The 24565-nt window shown below is 54.1% G+C and carries 26 protein-coding genes; 11 read left to right on the plus strand and 15 right to left on the minus strand.

Features of this window, described 5'->3' with window-relative positions:
• Positions 1-133: 133 nt before the first annotated feature.
• The 3 genes from QLG08_RS20150 (at position 134) to QLG08_RS20160 (ending at position 4604) form a co-directional block, all read left to right on the plus strand.
• Entirely contained in the window at positions 134-1672 is a 1539-nt protein-coding gene (locus QLG08_RS20150) for a glucan biosynthesis protein G (protein ID WP_041457564.1), read from the plus strand.
• On the plus strand, positions 1665-4217 hold the full coding sequence (gene mdoH / locus QLG08_RS20155) for a glucans biosynthesis glucosyltransferase MdoH (RefSeq protein WP_013025323.1): 2553 nt from the start codon (positions 1665-1667) through the stop codon (positions 4215-4217). The genes QLG08_RS20150 and mdoH overlap by 8 nt, the downstream gene beginning before the upstream one ends.
• Positions 4218-4364: 147 nt before the next feature.
• Positions 4365-4604: a YceK/YidQ family lipoprotein gene (locus QLG08_RS20160; protein WP_013025324.1), complete on the plus strand. Its 240-nt coding sequence runs from the start codon at positions 4365-4367 to the stop codon at positions 4602-4604.
• On the opposite strand, the gene QLG08_RS20165 is transcribed toward QLG08_RS20160, so the two are convergent.
• The 3 genes from QLG08_RS20165 to QLG08_RS20175 all read right to left on the minus strand — a co-directional run bounded on the left by QLG08_RS20165 (position 4595) and on the right by QLG08_RS20175 (position 7142).
• Complete coding sequence (locus QLG08_RS20165; RefSeq protein WP_013025325.1) at positions 4595-4996, minus strand: MysB family protein; 402 nt, start codon at positions 4994-4996, stop codon at positions 4595-4597. The two genes, QLG08_RS20160 and QLG08_RS20165, sit on opposite strands and share 10 nt — an antisense overlap.
• 163 nt (positions 4997-5159) lie before the next feature.
• Positions 5160-5510, minus strand: a complete 351-nt coding sequence (locus QLG08_RS20170) for a DUF3147 family protein (RefSeq protein WP_013025326.1) — start codon at positions 5508-5510, stop codon at positions 5160-5162.
• A gap of 144 nt (positions 5511-5654) precedes the next feature.
• Positions 5655-7142 carry an MFS transporter gene (locus QLG08_RS20175; RefSeq protein WP_282473142.1) on the minus strand — a complete coding sequence of 496 codons (1488 nt, stop codon included), beginning with the start codon at positions 7140-7142 and terminating at the stop codon, positions 5655-5657.
• Between the two features lie 114 nt (positions 7143-7256).
• Here QLG08_RS20175 and QLG08_RS20180 point away from each other — a divergent pair, with 114 nt between their 5' ends.
• Positions 7257-7865: a TetR family transcriptional regulator gene (locus tag QLG08_RS20180; RefSeq protein WP_029569856.1), complete on the plus strand. Its 609-nt coding sequence runs from the start codon at positions 7257-7259 to the stop codon at positions 7863-7865.
• A 26-nt stretch (positions 7866-7891) separates the two neighbouring features.
• Here QLG08_RS20180 and QLG08_RS20185 read toward each other — a convergent pair whose 3' ends face one another.
• Positions 7892-8815, minus strand: a complete 924-nt coding sequence (locus QLG08_RS20185; protein ID WP_013025329.1) for a Kdo(2)-lipid IV(A) acyltransferase — start codon at positions 8813-8815, stop codon at positions 7892-7894.
• A gap of 260 nt (positions 8816-9075) precedes the next feature.
• Between QLG08_RS20185 and QLG08_RS20190 the strand changes: the two genes are divergently transcribed.
• Positions 9076-10125 carry a rhodanese-related sulfurtransferase gene (locus tag QLG08_RS20190; protein WP_028715005.1) on the plus strand — a complete coding sequence of 350 codons (1050 nt, stop codon included), beginning with the start codon at positions 9076-9078 and terminating at the stop codon, positions 10123-10125.
• A 38-nt stretch (positions 10126-10163) separates the two neighbouring features.
• On the opposite strand, the gene QLG08_RS20195 is transcribed toward QLG08_RS20190, so the two are convergent.
• The 8 genes from QLG08_RS20195 to QLG08_RS20230 form a co-directional block, all read right to left on the minus strand.
• Positions 10164-10739 (minus strand): YceI family protein, encoded by a 576-nt coding sequence (locus QLG08_RS20195; protein WP_013025331.1) that lies wholly within the window; start codon positions 10737-10739, stop codon positions 10164-10166.
• A 1-nt stretch (position 10740) separates the two neighbouring features.
• Complete coding sequence (locus tag QLG08_RS20200; RefSeq protein WP_014593409.1) at positions 10741-11316, minus strand: cytochrome b; 576 nt, start codon at positions 11314-11316, stop codon at positions 10741-10743.
• A 295-nt stretch (positions 11317-11611) separates the two neighbouring features.
• Positions 11612-12727 (minus strand): N-methyl-L-tryptophan oxidase, encoded by a 1116-nt coding sequence (solA, locus tag QLG08_RS20205; RefSeq protein ID WP_282473143.1) that lies wholly within the window; start codon positions 12725-12727, stop codon positions 11612-11614.
• A 96-nt stretch (positions 12728-12823) separates the two neighbouring features.
• Positions 12824-13078, minus strand: coding sequence for a biofilm formation regulator BssS (gene bssS, locus QLG08_RS20210; RefSeq protein ID WP_013025334.1), 255 nt, complete (start codon positions 13076-13078; stop codon positions 12824-12826).
• Positions 13079-13325: 247 nt separating this feature from the next.
• Positions 13326-13598, minus strand: a complete 273-nt coding sequence (locus tag QLG08_RS20215) for a hypothetical protein (protein ID WP_014606143.1) — start codon at positions 13596-13598, stop codon at positions 13326-13328.
• A gap of 145 nt (positions 13599-13743) precedes the next feature.
• Positions 13744-13989, minus strand: coding sequence for a DNA damage-inducible protein I (dinI, locus tag QLG08_RS20220; RefSeq protein WP_013025336.1), 246 nt, complete (start codon positions 13987-13989; stop codon positions 13744-13746).
• 62 nt (positions 13990-14051) lie between these two features.
• Positions 14052-15095, minus strand: coding sequence for a dihydroorotase (gene pyrC, locus QLG08_RS20225; RefSeq protein ID WP_013025337.1), 1044 nt, complete (start codon positions 15093-15095; stop codon positions 14052-14054).
• A 156-nt stretch (positions 15096-15251) separates the two neighbouring features.
• Complete coding sequence (locus QLG08_RS20230; RefSeq protein WP_014593411.1) at positions 15252-15815, minus strand: lipoprotein; 564 nt, start codon at positions 15813-15815, stop codon at positions 15252-15254.
• Positions 15816-16247: 432 nt separating this feature from the next.
• Between QLG08_RS20230 and rimJ the strand changes: the two genes are divergently transcribed.
• From rimJ to QLG08_RS20255, 5 genes are all read left to right on the plus strand, one after another.
• Positions 16248-16838: a ribosomal protein S5-alanine N-acetyltransferase gene (gene rimJ / locus QLG08_RS20235; protein ID WP_014606141.1), complete on the plus strand. Its 591-nt coding sequence runs from the start codon at positions 16248-16250 to the stop codon at positions 16836-16838.
• 15 nt (positions 16839-16853) lie between these two features.
• Positions 16854-17495, plus strand: coding sequence for a DUF480 domain-containing protein (locus QLG08_RS20240; RefSeq protein WP_013025340.1), 642 nt, complete (start codon positions 16854-16856; stop codon positions 17493-17495).
• Positions 17496-18416, plus strand: a complete 921-nt coding sequence (locus QLG08_RS20245; protein ID WP_014606139.1) for a Gfo/Idh/MocA family oxidoreductase — start codon at positions 17496-17498, stop codon at positions 18414-18416. It begins immediately after the preceding gene.
• A gap of 120 nt (positions 18417-18536) precedes the next feature.
• Positions 18537-20075, plus strand: a complete 1539-nt coding sequence (gene murJ, locus QLG08_RS20250) for a murein biosynthesis integral membrane protein MurJ (RefSeq protein WP_019105712.1) — start codon at positions 18537-18539, stop codon at positions 20073-20075.
• Positions 20076-20431: 356 nt separating this feature from the next.
• Positions 20432-22123, plus strand: a complete 1692-nt coding sequence (locus QLG08_RS20255; protein WP_019105711.1) for a methyl-accepting chemotaxis protein — start codon at positions 20432-20434, stop codon at positions 22121-22123.
• A 370-nt stretch (positions 22124-22493) separates the two neighbouring features.
• Here the strand turns inward: QLG08_RS20255 and flgN are convergent, their stop codons facing one another.
• The 3 genes from flgN to flgA form a co-directional block, all read right to left on the minus strand.
• Positions 22494-22925: a flagellar export chaperone FlgN gene (flgN, locus tag QLG08_RS20260; protein WP_013025344.1), complete on the minus strand. Its 432-nt coding sequence runs from the start codon at positions 22923-22925 to the stop codon at positions 22494-22496.
• Positions 22926-22930: 5 nt separating this feature from the next.
• On the minus strand, positions 22931-23233 hold the full coding sequence (flgM, locus tag QLG08_RS20265; RefSeq protein ID WP_013025345.1) for a flagellar biosynthesis anti-sigma factor FlgM: 303 nt from the start codon (positions 23231-23233) through the stop codon (positions 22931-22933).
• A 103-nt stretch (positions 23234-23336) separates the two neighbouring features.
• Entirely contained in the window at positions 23337-23996 is a 660-nt protein-coding gene (gene flgA / locus QLG08_RS20270; protein WP_013025346.1) for a flagellar basal body P-ring formation chaperone FlgA, read from the minus strand.
• Positions 23997-24149: 153 nt separating this feature from the next.
• Between flgA and flgB the strand changes: the two genes are divergently transcribed.
• Positions 24150-24563: a flagellar basal body rod protein FlgB gene (gene flgB / locus QLG08_RS20275; RefSeq protein WP_015700561.1), complete on the plus strand. Its 414-nt coding sequence runs from the start codon at positions 24150-24152 to the stop codon at positions 24561-24563.
• Positions 24564-24565: the final 2 nt, after the last annotated feature.

Below are 24565 nucleotides of genomic sequence, written 5' to 3' on the forward strand. Positions count from 1 at the left end.
CGAGCAGAGGATTATCGGGAACATTGTTGTGCATGTGCTGTCGGAAAGCCGAATTATCCATTAAGATAAGCGGGTTTGTATTAAGCACACGAAAGGGGGGGATGTGCTGACTAAAGAAAAAAATAATGTTGGGCTGACGAAAATGCGCTGGATTGGCGCGGCAGTCCTGCTGGCTTTGTATGCCAACAATAGTTGGGCGTTTAATTTTGATGATGTGGCAAAACAAGCCAAAGATCTGTCCGGAAAAAGCTTCGAAGCGCCAAAAAGCAATTTACCCTCTCAATTTCGTGATATGAAATTTGCTGACTACCAGCAGATTCAGTTCAACCACGATAAAGCGTATTGGGGCAAACTGCGTACGCCGTTCAAACTCGAATTCTACCATCAGGGGATGTACTTTGATCTGCCGGTGAAAATTAACGAGATCACCGCCAATACCGTACGCGAAATCAAATACAGTCCTGATTATTTCAACTTCGGCAATGTGAAACACGATGCCGATGCGGTGAAAAACCTCGGCTTTGCGGGTTTTAAAGTGCTGTATCCGTTGAACAGCAAGAACAAGAAAGATGACGAAATCGCCAGCTTCCTCGGCGCCAGCTATTTCCGCGTGATTGGTGCCGGTCAGGTTTATGGCCTGTCTGCCCGTGGTCTGGCTATCGACACCGCGCTGCCATCAGGCGAAGAGTTCCCGCGTTTTAAAGAGTTCTGGATTGAACGACCCAAACCGCAGGACAAGCAGTTGGTGATCTACGCACTGCTGGATTCTCCACGCGCGACCGGTGCTTATCGCTTTACCATCCATCCAGGCCAGGAATCCACGGTTGATGTGCAGACCAAAGTCTATTTACGCGACAACGTAGGTAAACTGGGTATTGCACCGTTAACCAGCATGTTCCTGTTTGGCCGCAATCAGCCGTCGCCAGTGTCTAATTTCCGTCCTGAACTGCATGATTCAGACGGTCTGTCGATTCACAGCGGCAACGGTGAGTGGATTTGGCGTCCGCTGAATAACCCGCGTCACCTGGCCGTCAGCACCTATACCATTGAAAATCCAAAAGGCTTCGGGCTGTTACAGCGCGGACGTGATTTCAATAACTATCAGGACCTGGATGACCGTTACGACCTGCGCCCAAGCGGCTGGGTTGAGCCAATCGGCGACTGGGGTAAAGGGCGCGTTGAGCTGGTTGAGATTCCTACCGCAGATGAGACGAACGATAACATCGTGACGTTCTGGACACCGGAAAACCTGCCGGAACCGGGTAAAGCGATGGATTTCAAATACCGTCTGCACTTTGGCCGTAATGAAAACAAACTGCATTCTGACGATGTTGCCTGGGTGAAAGATACGCTGCGTTCAGCGGGCGATGTGAAGCAGTCGAATTTAGTCCGTCAACCGGATGGCACTGTTGCCTTCACCATCGATTTCGTCGGCAAAGACATGAGTGAAATGCCTGCCGACAGTCAGGTTGCGCCGCAGGTCAGCGTAGGCAAGAACGCCGAAGTGGTCGAACAAAGCGTTCGCTACAATCCGGTCACCAAAGGCTGGCGTCTGGTATTGCGTCTGCGCGTGAAAGATAACAAGCAGGCGACAGAGATGCGTGCAGCGCTGGTCAGCGGTGACAAGACATTGACGGAAACCTGGAGCTATCAGTTACCTGCCAATGAATAATTTGACTTTTACACCTCAACGCTATGTAGAAGCCCTGCCGCTGGATGCGGCAGGAAAAACGCGTCTGGCCGCTTCGTTGCAAAATGCGCAGACGTTTCACCAGTTACACGAATCGCTGGGCCAGGATGTGGCTGCCAGCGATCGCCCTGAGGATGCACCTTTAAAATCGGTGTCGTCGCGAGTGGAAATGGCCTGGCCCGATTCACTTGCCGGGGGACAGCAGCTAGGCAAGGACTATCTTGATCGCACCACGTTAAAGGCGATGCCAAAAGTGAAGCGTTCATTGATGTTCCCGGAAGCCTGGCGCACTAACCCGCTGGCTCGCGCCTGGGACTCGCTACGGGGACACAAGTCTGTTCCCCGTTATGCTTCGGCCGAAGAGCAGCGCGCGGAAGAGAAGTGGCGCCATGTGGGATCCATTCGTCGTTATATTCTGTTGATCCTTACGATTATGCAGACCGTGGTGGCGACGTGGTACATGAAAACCATTTTGCCTTACCAGGGCTGGACGCTGCTGGATCCCATGGACATGATCAACCAGAACTGGCAGCAGTCTGTTATGCAGATTCTGCCTTATGTGTTGCAGACCGGGATTCTGTTCCTGTTTGCGATCCTGTTCTGCTGGGTGTCGGCGGGTTTCTGGACGGCGTTGATGGGCTTCCTGCAACTGCTGATTGGTCGGGATAAATACAGTATTTCCTATTCTACCGTCGGCGATGAACCCCTTAATCCCGCGCACCGTACCGCGCTGATCATGCCGATCTGTAATGAAGATGTAGGACGCGTTTTTGCTGGTTTACGGGCGACCTGGGAATCAGTGGTGCGTACCGGCAATGCTGAGCACTTTGATGTTTACATCCTGAGTGACAGTTACGATGCCGATATCGCTATCGCTGAGCAGAAAGCCTGGATGGAGCTGGTACGTGACGTCGGTGGCGCGGGCAAGATATTCTATCGCCGTCGTCGTCGCCGTGTGAAGCGTAAAAGCGGCAACATCGATGACTTCTGCCGTCGCTGGGGCAGCAACTATAGCTACATGGTGGTGCTGGACGCCGACAGCGTCATGAGCGGTGAATGTCTGACGGGCCTGGTGCGCATGATGGATGCTAACCCTAATGCCGGTATCATCCAGTCTTCGCCAAAAGCCTCGGGCATGGACACGCTTTATGCGCGTTGTCAGCAGTTTGCGACCCGCGTTTACGGCCCGTTGTTTACCGCCGGTCTGCACTTCTGGCAGTTGGGTGAGTCGCACTACTGGGGCCATAACGCCATCATTCGTGTGAAGCCGTTTATCGAGCACTGCGCACTGGCACCGCTGCCGGGTGAAGGCTCGTTTGCCGGTTCCATCCTGTCGCATGACTTCGTGGAAGCGGCACTGATGCGCCGTGCTGGCTGGGGCGTATGGATCGCCTATGATTTGCCGGGTTCCTATGAGGAGCTCCCGCCAAACCTGCTGGACGAACTTAAGCGCGATCGCCGCTGGTGTCACGGTAACCTGATGAACTTCCGCCTGTTTCTGGTGAAAGGGATGCACCCGGTGCACCGTGCCGTCTTCCTGACGGGCGTGATGTCTTATCTGTCGGCACCGCTGTGGTTCCTGTTCCTGGCACTGTCCACCGCGTTACAGGTGGTGCATACGCTCATGGAGCCCACCTACTTCCTGCAGCCAAGGCAGCTGTTCCCGGTCTGGCCCCAGTGGCGTCCTGAGCTGGCGATTGCGCTGTTCTCGACCACGCTGGTGCTGCTGTTCCTGCCGAAACTGCTCAGCGTCGTGCTGATCTGGTGTAAGGGGGCGAAACCCTACGGCGGTGCGCTACGTCTGTTCGTCTCGCTGCTGCTGGAGATGCTGTTCTCGGTGCTGCTGGCACCGGTGCGTATGCTGTTCCACACCGTATTTGTGGTAAGCGCGTTCCTGGGCTGGGAAGTGGTCTGGAACTCACCGCAGCGTGACGATGATGCCACACCCTGGAGCGAAGCCTTCAAGCGTCACGGTTCGCAGATGGCCCTGGGCATTGTCTGGGCTGCCGGGATGGGATGGCTGGATCTCAACTTCCTGTGGTGGCTGGCGCCAATCGTGTTCTCGCTTATTCTGTCGCCGTTTGTATCGGTGATGTCGAGCCGCTCTGGCCTCGGCATCAAGAGTAAGAAAGCGAAGCTGTTCCTGATCCCGGAAGAGTACGATCCGCCGAAAGAGCTGGTGGATACCGATCGCTATGTGGAACTCAACCGTCAGCGCGTGCTGAAAAATGGCTTTATGCATGCGCTGTTCCATCCTGCGTTTAACGCCCTGGCGACCGCGCTTGCGACCTCACGCCACAAGCAGAGTCAGTTACTTGATCATGCGCGCGATCGCCGCGTCGATCAGGCACTGAGCGATGCGCCGGAAAAACTGAATCGAGAGCAGCGCTTGCAGCTGATCAGCGATCCGGTGGTGCTGGCGCGTGTACATACTCGCCTGTGGGAAAGTGGTGAAAAGTATCATCAGTGGGTAGAGAGCTATCAAAAAATGCCTCTCAACCCCGATGCCTTACCGCATCAGGCGTAGCAACGAAGAAAGCGGCAGAAATGCCGCTTTTTTTACGCCCGTCGCCGGTTACAGACGGCAACATTATTTTGCACTTTGCACGAATGGGGATGGCAACCCGGCTCAACTCATGATTAAAATAGCGCCTGTTTAACCTGAGTCGCTATTGTGAATACATTCGCTAAAGTCATCCTGTTATCCCTCGCCGTCGTTACGCTGAGCGGCTGTGGCAGTATCATCAGCCGCACCGTGCCCGGGCAGGGACACGGTAATCAGTTTTACCCCGGCGTAAAGTGGGATATCCGTGATGGCGCATGGCGGGTTATCACCATTCTCGACCTGCCGCTGTCACTGGTGGTCGACACGCTGCTGATTCCGGTAGATGCCAGCCATGGCCCTTACGAGTAACTGCGGTCAGAGTCGCTGTTATCGTCTTCCCATTCCTGCGCCGCGGCTTTACCTTCTTCACTGTCCAGCGGAGGTTCAAGTTGAAACTCACCGTCATCCCACTCGTGCAGCGTATTTTCTGCTAACCACTCCTGACGCAGTTCAATCTCATCAAAATCGCCGTCAAAGATAGCCTGAGCGGCTTCATTGCTGCGCACAGGCAAACACTCGCCCGAATCCCCTTCGTCTTCGAAGAACTCTGCCTGCCACATGATGTCACCGTCCTGCATCACATATTTTTGCAGGCCAAACTGGTTGATGGCCGCATCGTCTTGCTCAATATCCGGATGGCTGGCGAGAAACTCTTCACGCGCAGCATCAATCGCTTCTTCCAGTGTAGTGAACATACTCATGCTTCTCTCCTTGCCTGATTAACGTGATTTCAGTGAAGAATAGACGAAAATCTCAGGAGGGAAAGTCGGGCCACTTTAGAGGACAAACGTTCTGCACATACAGCCAGTCCTGAATCGCATCCGTTAGCTGCTCTAGCTCGGTGTTGTGTGAACACCTGCTGGCCTACAACAGGTCAATACCAAACCTTTTCAGAAAACCTGCCCACAGCATGAACAGGACGATCGTGATCAGGCAACTCAGCCCCAGCGTGAGCCAGAAGCCGGTACGTTGGTACAAAAACGGGAAGAGGATAAACATCGGCAGGGTCGGTACCACATACCAGAAAGTATACCAGGCATGAGCGGCGATCTTCGTCTGGCTCTGTCCTTCAAGTTTCATCCAGATCAACACCAGGATGGTGACAAGCGGCAGGGCGGCCAGGAGCCCACCCAGGCGATCGCTACGTTTAGCCGCTTCAGAAATAATCACCACCATCAGGGCAGTTATCGCATATTTAGAGATAAGCCAGAGCATAGATTTTTCCGTTGTTGAGCCGCTCAGCGGCGCTATCGCCAGCCTGATCACAGGGCTTCAGGCAGTAACGATCGCGAATATTATCACGATCGTTACTGCGGGATCGTTCTCCCGTTGCAGCGCCGGTTCGCGGCAACGCATCGGTTACTTCTGTGCGCTCTTTGTCAGGCTAAATCCAATACCGGTAGCCAGCAGGAGTAACAGCACAGCCGCGCTGACCAGCGCCACGCTGTGAGAGGTGATAAAGGCCGCTTTTGCCGCCTGAATCGTTGCCCCGGCGAGTGCAGGCTCCAGCGTCTGTGCCACTTTAATGGCCTCACCGATGGAGGATGAGGCTTTTTCTGCAAGCCCAGGATCCAGTACCGACGGCAGCACAATCGAAGCGGTAAAGCTACGGGTCAGCAGCAGACCAAAGAGGGCAATGCCCAGTCCGGCACCCAGCTCATAGGACATGGTTTCAATGGCGCCGGCTGCGGCGGCTTTTTCTTTTGGCGTGGCCGCCATAATGGCAGAGGTCGACGCCAGCAGGGCACTGGATGCGCTAAAGCCCAGCAGCACCATCAGGCTCCAGGCCTGCCACTGCTGGGTACTGAAGTCCAGCATCGACAGCCCCAGAAAGCTGATACCGCTGAATCCCATGCCGCCAACTGCGACCGGCCTCAGACCCAGCTTGCCGACCAGGATCCCTGCGATGGGGCCGCTGAAGCCGCTGGCAATCATGACCGGCAACATAAATTTTCCGGCTTCGAAGGGCGTGAAGCCATGAACAAACTGCAGCTCCTGCGCCATAAGCAGTTCAAAACCCACCAGCGCGATCATCGCGGTCAGGGCCATCACCACACCACTTAAAATTATGCGATGGCAAAACAGCTGCAAATCGATCATCGGCTGTTCCGCTCGCCGTTGAAGACGGATAAACAAGGCAAGCATCGCGGCGCCTGCGATCAGGGCTGCCGTGACCTGCGACGGCGATACATCACCCTTGAGCGCCGTTTTGGCGCTGTAGACCAACAGCAGTATGGCGACGATCAACAGCAGCGCATGGGGCAGATTCAGTTTTTGCTCCGGTCGCCCCGGCTGTCCCGGAATCAGCCAGACGGCGAGCGCAACTATCACCACGACAAGCGGGACGTTAATGAAAAAAATCGCCCCCCAGTCATAATGTTCCAGTACGGCACCGCCAATCAGCGGGCCAAACGCGGCGCCACCGGAACCGACGGCGGCCCAGACGCCCAGCGCAATATTGCGATCGCGCGCTTCAACAAACAGTGTCCGGATCCCGGCAAGCGTTGCCGGGATTATCATGGCTGCCCCGATGGCCAGTGACGCGCGGGTTGCTATCAGCCACGCAGCCGAAGGGGCCAGCGCCGCCGCCAGCGATGACAGGCCAAACAGCAGGCTACCCGTTATCAGCAGGCGTTTAAATCCGATACGATCGCCCAGTGCACCCATAGGTAACACCATACCGGCCATGACCAGTGAGTAGATATCAATGATCCACAGCAGCTGGTTGCCACTGGCGTTTAGCGCCATGCTCAGCGTCGGTACGGCAACATGCAGCACCGTGGCATCGATTGCGACCGGGATATACAGCATGACGATAATCACCAACGCGACCCACTGACGAAGCATTACGATCCCTTTGAAATAAAGTTGAACACATGTCCAAAACGGATCCTACTTAATGTTGAACGCTTGTCCAGCTTTTTGTTAGACTCGTTGCTTTACCGTTTCAGGTAGGTTGAGATGAACTATTTAAGTCGCGATGAGCGCCGGGAAGGCATACTGCAGGCCGCAATGACCGTTGCCCTTCAGGAAGGCTATGCGGCCATGACGGTAAGACGTATCGCCGCAGAGGCGCAGGTTGCCGTCGGTCAGGTGCATCATCACTTCTCGGGTATTGGCGAGCTTAAGTCCCAGGCGTTTATTCGCCTGAGCCGAAGAATACTGGACACCGAAACCGTAACGGAAAACGCCAGCTGGCGTGAGCGACTCTTCTCCATGCTGGGTAGCGATGATGGCCGGTTTGAGCCCTACATTCGGTTGTGGCGCGAAGCCCAGATCCTGGCAGGACGCGATGCAGAAATGCGTGGCGCCTATATCGTTGCAATGGAGATGTGGCAGCAGGAAACCGTCGCCGTCATCAAGGCGGGGGAGGAAGCCGGTGAGTTCAGGCTACTTGATAAAGCGGAAAATATTGCCTGGCGGCTAATTAGTCTGGTCTGTGGGCTCGACGGGCTTTGCATACTCAATATGCCAGGGCTGGACATCGCCGCCTCGGATAATCATATTCATCGCCTGATTACGTTGGAACTGTTCAGTCCGTTATCGCCCGGCAGCCGCTGCTCGCAGTAAGCGCGAACAGCGGCTGAGCAGCGGACCTAATAGCGTGAAGGCTCACCTTCTGGCCGGGTTTTGAAACGGCGGTGCAGCCACATGTACTGTTCAGGGGCGATGAGCACGCCTTCTTCAACCACCTTGTTCATGCGCAGAGCCGTGTCTTCGTCGCTGGTCAGGGGAAAATTCGCGCTGACGTCAGGCAGAATAATCAGTTCGTAGCCGCGTCCTTCGGGCAGGCGACGTGGAACAAAGGGGATGACGGCGGGTTTACCGGTGCGGATCAGCATATGCGTACCCACGGTTGTTGCCGCCTTTTCCACGCCAAAGAAGGGCACAAATACGCTGCTGCGCGGGCCATAATCATGGTCGGGCGCGTACCAGATGATATCGCCGCGCTTTAACGCCCGAATCATGCCTTTGAGATCTTTACGATCTAACATCCCTTTGTTTGAGCGCATACGACCGCGCGTCTGCAGCCAGTCGATTAATTTATTGTCGTTAGGCCGGTAGACGCCAATGCCGGGATTATGGATGCCAAACATGCGAGCACCGATCTCCAGCGTTAAGAAATGCATGCCAATTAACAGTACGCCGCGCTGGCTATCATGGGCCTGCTGAATATGTTCCAGACCAGAAGGTTTGTGCCATTTGTGGATGCGCCAGTCGGGCCAGAACCAGGCCATGCCGGTTTCAATCAGCCCCATCCCTACCGATTCAAAGTTATGCTTAATCATGGCTTCGCGATCGACTTCCGGCATCTCGGGAAAGCTGAGCTCCAGATTACGGCGCGCAATGGCCACGCGTCGCTTCATGAAGCGCATACCAAGGCGACCAATACGGCAACCAAGTGCATAGAGTAGTGGATAGGGCAGCAATACCAGGATATACAACAGAATTATGCCCAGCCAGGTTAACCAATAGCGGGGATGCAAAAGCGCGCGTGAAAATTGGGGCAATTGGGTCATCTTAAATATTATTATCCTGCGTCGTGCACCAGCGGTGCTGTTTTTCGTCAGTTGCGGTTATTGTGCCATTTTTTTCCCACTGCTGAAATGTTACAGCATTTCGCAGGTTGTTGTCGGGAGCAAAAAGAGAAGTATGAATACCCGGACCGGCGAAAATGTACAGGTTAAACTATCAATTTTTCTTATACGCTTCGCATTTTTTTCAATTCAGGTATCATGTGCGCGCTAAATTTCTTCTATTGATAACAGGAACGAACACCATGCCAGTGTTACACAACCTTGTTTCCAATAAAGAGCTGAAGGCGCGCATGCTGGCGGAAACCGAGCCGCGCACCACAGTCTCTTTTTACAAGTATTTCACTATTGCCGATCCAAAAGCGTTTCGCGACGAACTCTATCTCGGGTTAACCGCATTGAAGGTGTTTGGGCGTATTTACGTTGCGCACGAAGGCATCAACGCACAACTGAGCGTGCCCGCCAGCCAGTACGAGGCGATGAAGGCCTATTTATACGGTTTTGATCCGGCGTTAAATCATCTGCGTATGAATATCGCGCTCGACGACGATGGCAAATCGTTTTGGGTATTGCGTCTGAAAGTACGTGACCGCATTGTCGCGGACGGCATCGACGATGAAACTTTTGATGCCAGCGACGTTGGCAACTATCTGAAAGCGGCGGAAGTGAACGCTATGCTTGACGATCCCGATGCGGTATTCGTGGATATGCGAAATCATTACGAGTATGAAGTCGGGCGCTTTGATAATGCGCTTGAGGTGCCTGCCGATACCTTCCGTGACCAGTTGCCGATGGCGGTGGACATGCTGAAGGATAAGAAGGATAAAAAAATCGTCATGTACTGCACCGGGGGGATTCGCTGTGAAAAAGCCAGCGCCTGGATGCGCCATAACGGGTTCGAAGATGTTTATCACGTCGAAGGCGGCATTATTGAGTATGCGCGCCGCGCACGGGAACAAAATCTTCCGGTGCGTTTCAAAGGCAAGAACTTTGTTTTTGATGAACGCATGGGCGAGCGTATTTCGGATGATGTGTTATCCCACTGCCACCAGTGCGGGACGCCGTGTGACACCCACGTAAACTGCGTTAATGACGGCTGTCACCTGCTGTTTATCCAGTGTGAACGTTGTGCCGAAAAGTACGAGCACTGCTGTAGCCCGCTCTGTCAGGAGGAAGCCCGCCTGTCACCCGAAGAGCAACGCGCTCGCCGGGCAGGACGTGAGAATGGCAATAAAATTTTCAACAAGTCGCGTGGCTTGCTGAACATGACCATTCCTGCGCCAACCCGCAAATAGCCGGAGCCGCCTGAAGCCTGGCTTCAGGCGGCTTAAGATTACTGACGTACGCCTTCTACTGAGATGATTAACTCAACGTTCTGAGAGGCTGGCCCAAGATCCTGAGTAATATTAAAGTCTTTCAGCGCAATCTCGCCTTCCGCTTCAAAACCGGCACGATAGCCGCCCCACGGATCCTTACCTTCACCCATCATTTTGGCTTCCAGCGTCACAGGTTTCGTCACGCCATTCAGCGTTAAATCCCCTGTAACGGCCAGTTTATCGCCGTCTTTCTTCACTGAGGTTGATTTAAAGGTTGCAGTGGGATGTTTGGCCACATTCAGGAATTCAGGACCGCGAATATGTTTGTCACGCTCGGCATGGTTGGTGTCCACGCTGTTGGTGTTGATGGTCACATCCACTTTATCGGCTGAAGGATTACTGGCATCGAAGCTGAACGAACCGTCGAAATCTTTAAAGGTGCCGTACAGCCAGCTGTAGCCTAAGTGCTTGATACGAAACTGTACAAAGGCGTGCTGGCCCTCTTTATCAATTTTGTAATCAGCGGCACTGGCGGTCAGTGAACCCAGCAGCAGGCCGGCACCTGTGATGGCCAGAAGCGTTTTTTTGAACATATTATTTTTCCTTTTCAGAGGGTGAACGGATGCCCAGACCCAGCATCCTTTTCAGGGTGATATCGCGATCGATAAAGTGGTGCTTTAGTGCGGCCAGACCATGTAATACCGACAGGATCACGATGCTCCAGGCCAGCCATAAATGAATATCTCCCGCTAAATCTGCCTGTTCGCCCGCGCCGGTCAGTACAGCAGGCAGAGAGAACCAGCCAAACACCGAAACCGGTTTGCCGTCGGCGGTAGAGATTAAATAGCCACTGAAGAGGATGGCGATCAGCAGGCCATAGAGTAATCCGTGCGCCACGACAGCCGTGATGCGCACAAGAGGGGAATAACTGCTCAGGGGTTTAGGCGGCGGCGAAACCACGCGCCATATCAGGCGAATAATCAGGGCCAGCATCAGAATGACCCCGATGCTCTTATGAATCTCTGGCGCATTGTGATACCAGGTATCGTAATAGCTCAGCCCAACCATCCATAATCCCAGGGCGAACATGGCATAGATAACCAATGCCATTGACCAGTGTAGGAAAATGGAGAGCCATCCATAACGACCGGGTGAATTTCTTAGCAACATTTTTGCAGCGGTATCTTAAGAATATGTAGAAATAAGAATCTACAGAATGAAACACAAAAGCAATAATGCTTACTTTTCTATAAATATCTCCTGTACTAATGAAATCGGCTCGCGTAGCGGTGCGCGTAAGCACAATATTATTGAACAAGGCTTTTTTACGCGGGCGCTGAGACGTGGAAAAGTGGATAAACGGGCCTGTTTACGTGGATATAACAGCAGGAAGGGCGTCAGAAAAAAACGGAATGTAAATATATGTCAGTGCGGCGCCGCGTAAAACCGGGCCGCCGCACCCTATTTACTGAAAGCGTGACAGCCTGAACGGTGTGAGATCAAAACTGAAAGGCTGATTCTGCGCAAACTGACTGGCAAGCTCGCCTAAAACGCTGGCAAATTTGAAACCGTGTCCGCTTAAGCCCGTTATCACCAGACGGTCAGGATCGCCCGGCACGGTATCGATAATAAAGTCTTCATCGGGGCTGACATCATAACTACAGGCTTCCCCGTGCAAACACACGCCAACGCCGGGTAAAAACTGGCGCAAAAAGCGGAATGTTTCGCTGCCATCGGCGGCCAGGCTACCGAAGGGTTTACGATCTTCGGGTTGGGTCATCAACTGGCCCCCATCATGGCGGCCTAACTTCAGGGCGTTGTTATCGGCAGGGAAACCATAATACTGGCTGCCATCGGCCATTTCGCAGGTGAATCCGGGAAAGGCATTGTTTTCACTGTAACGACCATCAGCCTGATACCAGGCAAAGACCTTACGCGTTGGTGCCACTGGCAAATCCGGCACCAGTTTGCTGACCCATGTCCCGGCGCTCACCAGCATTTTTCGCCCACGGTAAATGCCGTCAATCGTGGTGACCTGCTGTAAATCGCCTTCACGACTGATTTGCGTGACGGGGCAGTTAAACAGCTGCGCGCAGCCCTGTTTTTCCGCCAGCTGAATCCAGCTCCGCACCGCCTGTTCACTTTTTAAAAAACCGGACTGTGGCTCAAATACGCCCAGGTACTCATCGGGGACGTTAAACTGCGGCCAGCGTTTTCTGACCTCCGCGGCCTGTAATATCTCGACGGGAAGCTGCCAGGCTTTTGCGCTGTTGATGACGTTTTGAATAAACACGGAGTGAGCAGGGGCGATATTCAGGACGCCGCACCGGTGCATAATGCGCTCGCCAGCCTGCTGCTCAAGCGCATCCCATAACGTCTGCGCACGCAATACCAGCGGCACATAGCGCTCGCCTTCTCCGTAAGCATGACGAATCAGGCGGCTTTCGCCGTGGTGGGTGCCCTGAGTATGAGGCGGATGGGCGCTGTCAATCATCAGTACGGAGAGGCCGGCCTGCGTGGCGTAATAGCCTGCTGCTGCGCCGACTGAGCCGCTCCCGACCACAATAAGATCGTAAATCATGAAAATGGAACTCCTGAAAGGGTTACATAATCAACAGCATACCAGAAAGCCCAATAAAAAAGGCACCCTGAAGGGTGCCTTGCTGATGCAGCAGTATTAATGCTTCTTTAGTAGTCGTTCTACTTGCTCGGCAGATTCAATCTTGGCGATACCGGCTTCAAGAATGGAGATGAACTGCTTTGCTACATCAGTCGTCAGCCAGTAAGTCGGGCCAACGTCTGCGTCTTCTTCTGTTTGATCTTGCGACGAAAGGGAGTGCAGGCGGATCATCATCGCATCATAGCTGTCAACAGTACTGATATCCCAGCCCACCAGTGGATGGGTCTGAATTACATCTTTGCGACTGTCCATTATAACCTCCTTATTACTCGTTAAACGAAGTGCATGATGAGGTTCAATGCGGCTTTTTTATTTCCACTGCGAAACAATTATAACAGCAATATAGCGATTTACTGATTAAAACGTATCACGGAACGCCTGAAAGCAGAATGTTTGTCTCTAAAACGGTAAAGCTGAGAAGATATAATACCAGAATGACAGGTAGGTAATCGTCCTATTTAAACAGTAAAAGTTGTTCATCACTGGCGTTAACCGCACGTCAGATTAGGGCGGTCTCCGCGCCGGTTGTCCCACTGCGCTTCTGTAACGTTTCGGCCAGGCGCGCAAACTGCTGCTGCAGTTGCTCATCATGGTTTTGATTCTGGGCTTCAAGAGAAAGATTATGCACCAGTAACTGACTGGCCCGGTCATCAAGACAGAAAATCAGGCTGGAGAACGCATTTTCCAGCACCGTTAAACGACGCTGCTGTTCACCAATCAGCGTTAACAACTCGCCAAAGGTCATCGCTTCTTCGGGTTTATCTGTAGTCATGGGATGCAACTCCTTTTATGCATGATCAGCGCCAGCATAGGACATTGATCATTCAGAGTCCAGATGGGGAGAGGGGTTAGGCAGACTTTAAATGAAGATAAAAAAACCGGGTGGCGAAACCCGGCAAAAAACAGCACAGTGGCGGTTAATCGGTAATGAACCAGTCGTCAGCGCTTTCCCACGTTTGTTGCAGGATTTCGCTGATTTGTTCACGCGTCTCTTTATCTCCGCCCATCACGCTGAGCTGGTTAGCCGTGGCGTAACGCACTTTGACGTGATTGGTGAATTGCGGGAATTGTTCATCGATACGGCGCGACAGTTCCTGGCTCAGGGCTTCTATCGCACCAGCGGGTAGAGGTTGGGTCTTGGCAACGGTAATTTCAACACGCATAAAAGCCTCCGTATAAGATACTGTATATAACTACAGTATAAATATGCCGGAGGCAAGTGAAATTATTTTACACGCCAGTTCAGCGTTTCACCGGCCAGGAAAGGCACCAGCTGATGTGAGCCCATTTCAATTGTTTCTGCGACTGTCCAGGGCTCACGCACCAGCGTGATGGTGCCTTCGTTCAGCGGCAGACCATAGAAGCGTGGACCGTTCTCGGAACAGAACGCTTCAAAATGCGCCAGCGCACCGATCTCCTCAAACACCGTGGCATAAGCGGGCAGGGAGGTAGGCGCATTGAATACGCCAGCACAGCCGCAGCTGCTCTCTTTCAGATGGCTCAGGTGAGGCGCGGTGTCGGTACCCAGGAAGAAACGTGGATGACCGCTGGCCACCACTTTGCGCAACGCCTGCTGATGCGTATTGCGCTTCAGAATGGGCAGACAGTAAAGGTGCGGACGAATTCCGCCCACCAGCATATGGTTGCGGTTAAACATCAGGTGCTGGGGGGTAAGGGTAGCGGCCAGGTTTTCATTGGCGCTTTCCACATAGTCTGCGGCATCTTTGGTCGTAATATGCTCCATCACGACTTTCAGCGCAGGGAATTGCTTACGCAGCGGTTCCATCACCGTTTCAATAAAGCGGGCTTCACGGTCAAAGATATCAATATGTGAATCAGTCACCTCGCCATGCACTAACAGCGGCATGCCCAGCGTTTGCATCCGCTCCAGCACCGACGCGATTGACGCAATGTTGGTCACGCCGTGGCTGGAGTTGGTTGTCGCATGGGCAGGATAGAGCTTGGCCGCAGTGAACAAGCCGGAGTGGTAACCGCGCGCCAGTTCTTCGGCGTCTAACGAGTCGGTCAGGTAGCAGGTCATCAGCGGGGTAAAGTCATGACCGTCAGGCAACGCGGCCAGAATGCGGTCGCGATAGGCTTCGCCCGCCGCGACGCTGACCACCGGCGGAACCAGGTTGGGCATCACGATAGCCCGACCGTTCACCGCGCTGGTGTAGGGCAGCACCGTTTTAAGCATCTCGTCATCACGAAGATGGATATGCCAGTCATCTGGGCGGCGGATAGTAAGTTGCTGAGGTTGTGCGGTCATTAATACGGCTCCGGCATGAAGGATAAACGAATGGCGTGTTTAGGCCGGGTTATAAGCATAAGGACTCAGGCAACCGTTTGCACCTGTTTTTGCATCTGATAAGCAATCCGCGCCGAAAGGCGCGGATCAGGCAGGCGATAAATTTGTCGGAATGCGCTAATCGGTGAACGGGATCACCAGCTCGCCTGGCTTCACTTCCAACCCTTTAGCAAATTTCTTCGCCAGCGATTCAGCTTTACTGCGATCGGCACTCAGCACATAGGCAGGCTGCTGGTCAAAATAGCTTTTCAGCGATTGATTCAGGTAGGGCGTCAGCGTTTTCATGATGGACGCCATCTTGTCTGGCTGAACCTGTGCATCCACAATTTCCATATCGCGCAGATAAATCGCACCCTGCTGTTTGTCGAACACCGGTTGCGCACGCATCTTCAGCTGCATATCGGCCTGTTGTGGACCAAACAGCGAAGACACGTTGATTTTCGCATTACCCGATAACGTTACTTTACCCGGCTCTTCGCGACCAATCTGACTGGTCAGGTTATTCAGGACAATATGGGCATTCACCAGCCCTGAGACGCCAACGTCTTTTTCGAAATTATTGTGTTTTTGCAGCGCCTGATTGACCTCCTGCTCGCTGATGGTGTACTGGGTTAACTGATTACAGCCGCTCAGCAATACCGCGAAAAACAGGGCAATCAGCCCGTGAAAAGCCTTCTTCATAATTCCCTCGTTTAAATGAAAAAGTAGATCAGGGCATAGCCTGCCCTAATGCGTGCAGTCTGTCATCAGGAATGGGCTGAGTTAGGGTAACCGAACGTGCCTTTCGCTGCAGGCTGGCAGCCCTTCGCCGGCGATCACCGGGTCAGCCAGGCCCCGTCCAGCAGGTCAGGCATCGTGATCAGTGACGGCTAACCCACCCATGCCAGCAAGGGCAACTGTTCACGTGCAGGACAGGGGACGCGACGCATCTTTTGTGTCGCGCAGACTGCAGTGAAACAGTTAAGAGCGGTTTCACTGTCAGCGCACAGGAGCATAAACGGTCAGCCCGTCTGTGATTGCGCGCGTAACGTTTTACCGCAGACCTGGCGACGGTTATAGTGAACGTTATCAAAGACTGGCATTTCCTTCCCGCCATGGATTTCAGGAGAGATGATGTTTGGCTATCGTTCTGCCGCGCTGAGGGTGAGACTCACGACCGAGCGGCTGGTGGTAAGACTGGTTCACGAACGCGATGCGTGGCGGTTAGCGGATTACTATGCGGAAAATCGCGATTTTCTCAGGCCGTGGGAACCGGTTCGCGATGACAGCCATTGTTATCCCTCTGGCTGGCAGGCGCGGCTCGGCCTGATTGCGGATATGCATAAACAGGGATCGGCTTTCTACTTTGTGTTGATGGACAGCAACGAAACCGAGGTACGCGGCGTGGCTAACTTCAGCAATGTCCTGCGCGGGGCCTTTCATGCCTGTTACCTTGGGTATTCCCTCGGCGAAAAATGGCAGGGGCAGGGCATGATGTTTGAGGCGCTGCAGTCGGCGATTCGTTATATGCAGCGGCAACAGTATATTCATCGCATCATGGCTAACTATATGCCGCACAACCAGCGTAGTGGCGATCTGCTGGCGCGCCTCGGGTTTGAAAAAGAGGGATATGCTAAAAATTATTTAATGATTAATGGCGAGTGGCAGGATCATGTCCTGACGGCGTTGACCTGCAAAGAATGGACGCCCAACCGTCGTGGATAACCCGAGGAGGGGTAAATGAAGATAGCCTTGTCGGTGCAGGCTCTGCGCGTGTTAGGTTGCCTGCTGGAAAAACAGGTGACCACGCCGGAACAGTACCCGCTTTCGTTGAACGCGGTGGTTAACGCCTGCAATCAGAAGTCAAACCGCGAGCCGGTGATGGAACTGAGCGAAAGCGATGTCCAGAATGAGCTCGACCAGCTGGTTAAAAAACACCTGGTGACGGCGAACAGTGGCTTCGGCCAGCGGGTCGTTAAATATGAGCAGCGCTTCTGCAATTCGGCATTTGGACATCTGCAGCTCAGCCGTGCAGAAGTAGCCGTTCTGACGCTTCTGTTCCTGCGCGGCGCGCAGACGCCGGGTGAACTGCGCACGCGAAGCGGACGCCTGCACGAGTTTGCCGACGTGGCTGAAGTCGAACAGACCCTGGAAGGGCTGGCGTCACGCGATGACGGCCCGATGGTTGTACGGCTGGCCCGTGAGCCCGGCAAGCGTGAAAGCCGCTTTATGCACTTGTTGGCCGGCGAGGTAGCGCCCGCACCGACGCAGGTTGACGCAGTCACACATGATGTCGCCCTACTGGAACGCGTCGTCGCGCTGGAGCAGCAGGTGGCAGACTTACAGGCGCAGCTGGCGCTGCTACAGGAAAGAGAACACTAAATGACGATTCGTATTGGTGTTGTCGGCTTAGGCGGCATCGCGCAAAAGGCCTGGCTGCCCGTATTATCGCAGGCACGTGCCTGGCAGTTAGTGGGGGCATTTTCGCCGAACCAGGCGAACGCGCAGGTCGTGTGCGAACGTTACCGGATCCCCTGTTTCAGCACGCTGAATGCCCTGGCGGCCGCCTGTGATGCCGTGTTTGTTCATACCAGTACGGCCAGTCATTACGAGGTCGTGCATGCACTGCTGCAGGCGGGAAAAGACGTCTGTGTCGATAAGCCGCTGGCAGAAAACCTGAGTCAGGCCGAGGCGCTTGTTACGCTGGCCGAAAAGAAACAGCGCCGACTGATGGTGGCCTTTAATCGCCGTTTTGCGCCCGCCTATCAGCAGCTCAAAGACGAGATGGCATCGGTTGCTTCGCTGCGTGTTGAGAAACACCGCAGCGACAGCGTGGGTCCACAGGATCTGCGCTTCACGTTACTGGATGATTATCTCCATGTTGTCGACACCGCCTTGTGGCTGGCCGGGGGACGTTCGCTTCCGCGTCAGGGGCACATCTTGACCAATGAGCAGGGACAGATGCTGTATGCGGAGCACCATTTCAATGCCGGACAGTTGCAGGTCACGACCAGCATGCATCGTCGGGCAGGAAGCCAGCGCGAACGCGTCAGCGCCATAGGCGATGGCCAATGCATTGATATTCATGATATGCGCGACGGGCAAGTGGAGCGAGGGGCGGGGGTGGTGATCACGCCTTCTCCCTCCTGGCAGAGCCATCTGGCCCAGCGCGGATTCGTCGGGGCCGCAGAGCATTTTATCCAGTGTGTCGAAAATCAGACAAAGCCGGAGACCAGTGGCGAGCAGGCCCTGCTGGCGCAACGCGTGGTCGAATCAATGTGGCGCGATGCCGAACGGGAATAACGCCTTGTAACACTCAGCACTGGTCATTTCGCGCGATGGCAGTAGACTATCGGCCGAGATGTGACATAACCCGTGCTAAGTCACGCATTTGCCGATTTTTTTCAGGATGCCCCGTCAATTATGAATTTGTTGAAATCGCTGGCAGCGGTCAGTTCCATGACGCTGTTTTCCCGCGTGCTGGGCTTCGCCCGTGATGCCATAGTGGCGCGCGTATTCGGGGCCGGTATGGCTACCGATGCCTTCTTTGTTGCCTTTAAACTGCCGAATCTGCTGCGACGCATTTTTGCGGAAGGCGCATTCTCGCAGGCTTTTGTGCCTATTTTAGCCGAGTACAAGAGCAAGCAGGGAGAAGAGGCGACGCGGTTGTTTGTTGCCTACGTATCGGGGCTGCTGACGCTGGCATTGGCTGTTGTGACGGTTGCGGGAATGGTTGCCGCGCCTTGGGTCATTCTGGTCACTGCGCCGGGATTCGCGGATACGGCGGATAAATTCGCCCTGACCAGCGCGCTGCTGCGCGTCACCTTTCCCTATATTCTGTTGATCTCCCTTGCCTCCCTGGCCGGGGCAATACTTAACACCTGGAACCGTTTTTCCGTACCGGCTTTTGCGCCCACGCTGCTGAACGTCAGCATGATTGGTTTTGCCCTGTTTGCGGCGCCGCATTTCCATCCGCCAGTGATGGCGCTGGCGTGGGCCGTCGTCGTGGGTGGACTGCTGCAGTTAGGCTATCAGTTACCGCACCTCAAGAAACTCGGCATGCTGGTACTGCCGCGTCTTAACCTGCGTGATGCAGGTGTGTGGCGCGTTATGCGTCAGATGGGGCCCGCCATCCTGGGCGTCTCCGTCAGTCAAATCTCGCTGATTATCAACACTATTTTTGCCTCTTTCCTGGTATCGGGCTCTGTCTCCTGGATGTACTATGCCGATCGTCTGATGGAGTTTCCTTCCGGCGTGTTGGGCGTGGCGCTGGGCACCATCTTGTTGCCGTCGCTGGCGAAAAGCTTCTCCAGCGGCAATCACGATGAGTATTCACGCTTAATGGACTGGGGCCTGCGTTTGTGCTTTTTGCTGGCGTTACCCAGCGCGGTAGCCTTGGGAATGTTATCCGGTCCCCTGACTGTCGCGCTGTTCCAGTATGGTAAATTCACCGCGTTCGATGCCGCCATGACCCAGCGCGCGCTTGTTGCCTATTCGGTCGGGCTGATGGGGCTGATTGTCGTGAAAGTCCTGGCACCGGGATTTTATTCGCGCCAGGACATTAAAACCCCGGTCAAAATTGCCATTATCACGCTGATCGTGACTCAGCTCATGAACCTGGCCTTTATCGGCCCCCTTAAGCATGCTGGCCTCGCGCTCTCGATTGGTCTGGGGGCCTGCCTCAATGCTGCACTGCTTTACTGGCAGTTGCGCAAAAAGGCGATCTTCCAGCCGCAGCCGGGCTGGCTGGGTTTCCTGCTGCGCTTACTGGTGGCCGTCGCGATAATGGCAGCCGCGCTGTTTGGCATGCTGTACTGGATGCCCGTCTGGGAACAAGGGAATATGCTCTGGCGCCTGCTGCGACTCGCATTAGTCTGTGCGGTAGGCGGGGGAGCCTACTTCCTGGCCCTGGGGCTGATGGGTTTTCGCCTGCGGGATTACGCACGGCGCACAACCGTCTGAATATCAACCTGCGCTGAACCTCATTCGGCGCGTCACCTGTAAGCAAGGCCGCAACGGCGCACGTTGCGGCCTTTTTGTTGTTTAACCCAAGGCGACAGTGAACGTCATAAGCTGCCGCGTGAATATCGCGCTCAGCCTGATATTCACGTTGAACGTCTTTGTGACAGTAAGATGTTTTTTCCTAAAAAATCGTTAAAAAAACAGGTCTGTTGACGTGATATTTAGCTTTATTAAAAACATCACGTGAGAATGATGACATGTTGTAAGGAATTGATTCTGAGGTCAATTTCATCGTAAAAACTGCCCTTTTCCTGCCGATGACTATAAACAGTTCATCACATAAGGAGAGGACGAAAATGCACATCACAGCCAATGACAACGTCAAGCTGAGTCTCTGGCATAACCTTAAGCTTGTTCCTTTATTCAGCCTGGTATTTGGCTGCATCTTACTGTTATTCGTCTCTGGCATAGGCCTTTCGGCCTGGTTTCTTGCGCAGAGCAAACACTCGCTGGATGATTCGACTGACGAGATTGCGGTTCGGCAGGGGCTGCTCGACAGTTCGACACATATGCGTTCGGCGCGGCTGCAAATTATTCAGGCGGGTGCCGCCGCGCGCATTGCGGACACGGATAACTATAAAGCGCATTTACTTGCAACAGATGTCAGCCTAAAGAAGGCAGAGAAAGGGCTTAACATTTATCTGCATCGCGCCGTCAAATCGCCCGAAGGCGCGGATATTGATACACAGCTTCAGGCACGTTTCAGCGATTATCTTCGTAAAGGTTTGCTGCCGATGATTGACGCGGCGAAACAGGGAAGCTTTGAAGAAATCATCGCCGATGAAACGGAAGCCGACAGACTCGATAAAGCTTATAAAGATGTGTTGATGAAAGCGATTGATATGCGCAATCAGCGGTCGCAGGCGATAAAACAGGATGCGGTGGATCAGGTGAATACGGGCTATATCACGATGCTGGCGGCTTTTGTGGCATCGGTGACGATCGTACTCCTGGCTTTTGTTCTGTTGAAAAAGGTCATTATCACCCCGTTACGGCAATCCCTCTCGCGTATCGACCTGATTGCACATGGTGACTTGACGCTACCGCCTGACGTTTGTGGCCGAAACGAGCCAGGCCTGCTGCTCTCGCGTCTTCAACTGATGCAGTCCTCGCTGTCGAGTACGGTTGGAACCGTGCGCGATGGTGCCATTGCCATTCTTCAGAGCGCGGGAGAAATTTCTTCCGGGAATACCGATCTCTCGTCAAGAACAGAACAACAGGCGGCGTCACTGGAACAGACAGCGGCAAGCATGGAGCAACTGACCGCCACGGTGAAACAGAACGCTGACAATGCTCACCATGCCTGTCAGCTGGCCTCTGACGCTTCTGACAAAGCCCATACGGGCGGGAACATCGTTAATCGCGTGGTGAAAACCATGGACGATATCTCCGGCAGTTCGAAAAAGATTGCCGAGATCACCAGCGTCATCAACAGCATTGCCTTCCAGACCAACATTCTTGCGCTAAATGCGGCGGTGGAAGCCGCGCGGGCAGGAGAACAGGGCCGCGGATTCGCCGTGGTTGCCAGCGAAGTGCGCAGTCTGGCGCAGCGAAGCGCGCAGGCGGCCAAAGAGATCGAAGGGCTCATTTCTGCTTCGGTCGGGCTCATCAACGGCGGCACCACGCTTGTCAGCAATGCGGGTAGCACCATGATGGAAACGGTAGAAGCTTTCCGTCGGGTAAATGACATCATTTCGGAGATCGCGGCGGCTTCCGATGAGCAGAGCCGGGGCATTCAGCAGGTCAGCCTGGCCGTTACCGAGATGGATGATGTGACACAGCAGAACGCGTCGTTGGTTGAGCAGGCCTCGGCTGCAGCCGCCTCGCTTGAAGAGCAGGCTGACAAACTGACCCAGGCCGTTTCGGTTTTCAAACTTGAAAGCCCGCCTTTGAAACATGCGAACGCCACTCTCCCTGCGACCCTGAAAGCGGCTGTGGCGCCCGTCATTCCGTCTGAACGTGGACATGAAAACTGGGAGGCATTTTAAGCCGGGAAAGGATTAAGGCGCGCGTTTTACCTGTCTGGTGAACGCGCGTCCGGCGGCACTCTGCACAGCGTCGTACAGCAATAACTGAGACGTTCAACCGTAGGCCTTTGGGCGAACAGGCTGAATCGCCTGTCTTGCGGAGAATATCGCGGGATGCGCCTGGCGTACCCGTGAGTGCATTGCGTCATTCCGTCAGGCGCGAAGCAGAGAGAAGAAGGGTTACGCAGGGCGCAGAGGAGGGGAAATTTCGGCGAGCGGATACAAAAAAAGCCATCTTCTCAGCGAGATGACGGCTTTTTACGCCTGCCCGGGTCACGCCTGCATCAGATTCGCTGAGGCAGCCCGCGATACCAGGAGGGAGGAAAACAGGTCAGACTTTACGACTTAATGTTGCCTGGCCCTGTCCTTTACCATCCGGACCATAAAACGCCTGCGTCTGATGCGGCTTCAAAATGTCTAACGCGTCATGGGTAAAGGTAATTTGATGCTGCAACAGAATACCATTGTGCGTATTTGCGTTATGTAACCGACGCGTATGCTGCTGAATACCTTCCCAGCGGCGCGCCATGTCACTTTGACCACGATAAGGTGCAGATGTACCCAGACTTTTCTCGTTGCTGCGACGCATCTCGTCTAAATAATTCAACGTACTCAGCAGCGCGCTCTTGTCTTCCGTAATACGCTGCAGGTTGTTGCTGTTGATCATTCCAGACGACAGCTGCTGTTGCTCTTCATCCAGAACGATGGCCAGAGACACCAGCACTTCCTGCATCTTATCTAACGTGGTCAGCAAATTACTCATGGGGATTATTTACCCTCTAAATACGCCTTAGTGTCGGCAATCAGCGCATCAGCGATTTTGCCGGTATCCATCTTCAACTCGCCATTGCGAATGGCGGTTTTTAATTGTTCTACGCGCTGGACGTTAATGTCCTGGCTGCCGGGCTGCATCAGCTGTGCTTGTGCGCTGCTCAGGCTGACCTGAGCGGCCGCAGGCGTTGTAGCAGTCGTGGTGCTGCTCTGACGCACGCGGGTAGTTTGTTGCTCGCTGCTGTCACGTGTTTGCACAGTGCTGGCGGGCTTTGTCGGTTGTGTTCTGTCGATGCTCATATTCGGGCTCCTGTAAAGTCAGGGGAGTCTGCCACCTGAATCATAATAGCGTAATCGCTTAGCTGATTCTTCTATCGGCAGATAAACAGGCTTCTTTAATGTTTTATAGTGTTATAAGAATTTTCCCATCATCGCTCACCCGGCCACTTACAACCTGGCCATTTCCCATACGCACCCGAACCCACTGTGAAATCGTACCGTTGTTTAACGCTTTGCCTTCGCCGCTGGCGTCAAATCCGTCTCCGCTGGCCACCACCATCACGTCCTGACCCGCTTTGACGCGCCACGGCTGGCGTAGCATGGACTGACTCACGGGTTGTCCCGGCTGGATGTCACGCAGGACCACCGAATCCGCTACGGACTCATCGGTGAACAGTGTGCGCGGGGGCAGGTTATCAAGACGTCCGTTTTCAATACGGAAATCCTCTTTACTGACGGTGCTGCCACGGGCAATTAATTTTGTTGCGACCAGATAGTCACCGGTTACCTGAACCTGGACCTGAATATAACGACGGTTCTCACCACAGTTAGCCGCCACGCTCATGTTGCCCCAGGCCCGGCTGTTGCCCGGCAGGGTAAACTGCGGGGCCTCACATTCTGGCCACTGGGCCTGCGGCGTACGAATCACCACATTCATTCCGGCCGCGTGCTGGGGATCGCGTGCCTTAAAAAACTGGCTCAGTTGGGCGCTGAAATCGCCTGCCATTACGGGTAGGGCAATCAGGGCCAGCAGGCTTGCTAACAGGGCTGAATATCCACGCATGTGCTTTTCCTCACTGATGATGCCAACGAGTGTACGCGCATAAAAAAAAACTCAAGAGCAAAAATAGCGACGATTTGAGGCGTTATTCAGACGATGACTCTTGCTTTTTCCCGATTAAGCTGCCAGCTCGAAATTCTCATTTGCGGAGGAAGCATGCTCGACAAACTCGATGCGGCGCTACATTTCGGTACCGAAGCCCTTAACCTGCGAGCTCAACGTCAGGAGATTCTGGCATCAAACATTGCCAACGCCGACACCCCGGGCTATCAGGCCAGGGATATCGACTTTGCCAGCGAGCTGAATCGGGCAATGGCGAATGGACGTGCTGAAGGCAGTAGCCTGGCGCTTAAAGTCACGTCGGCGCGCCACATTGAAGCGCAGACGAATTCGGCACCGTCAATGGACTTGCTGTATCGCATTCCGGATCAGCCATCAGCCGACGGTAACACCGTGGATATGGACCGTGAACGTACGCAGTTCGCGGATAACAGCCTGAAATATCAAACCGACCTCACGCTTATCAGTAGCCAGATCAAGGGCATGATGAGCGTGTTACAAGGGCAATAATT

Origin of the sequence: Pantoea sp. V106_11, from assembly GCF_029967885.1 — a bacterium.
GTDB classification, from domain to species: Bacteria; Pseudomonadota; Gammaproteobacteria; order Enterobacterales; family Enterobacteriaceae; genus Pantoea; species Pantoea ananatis.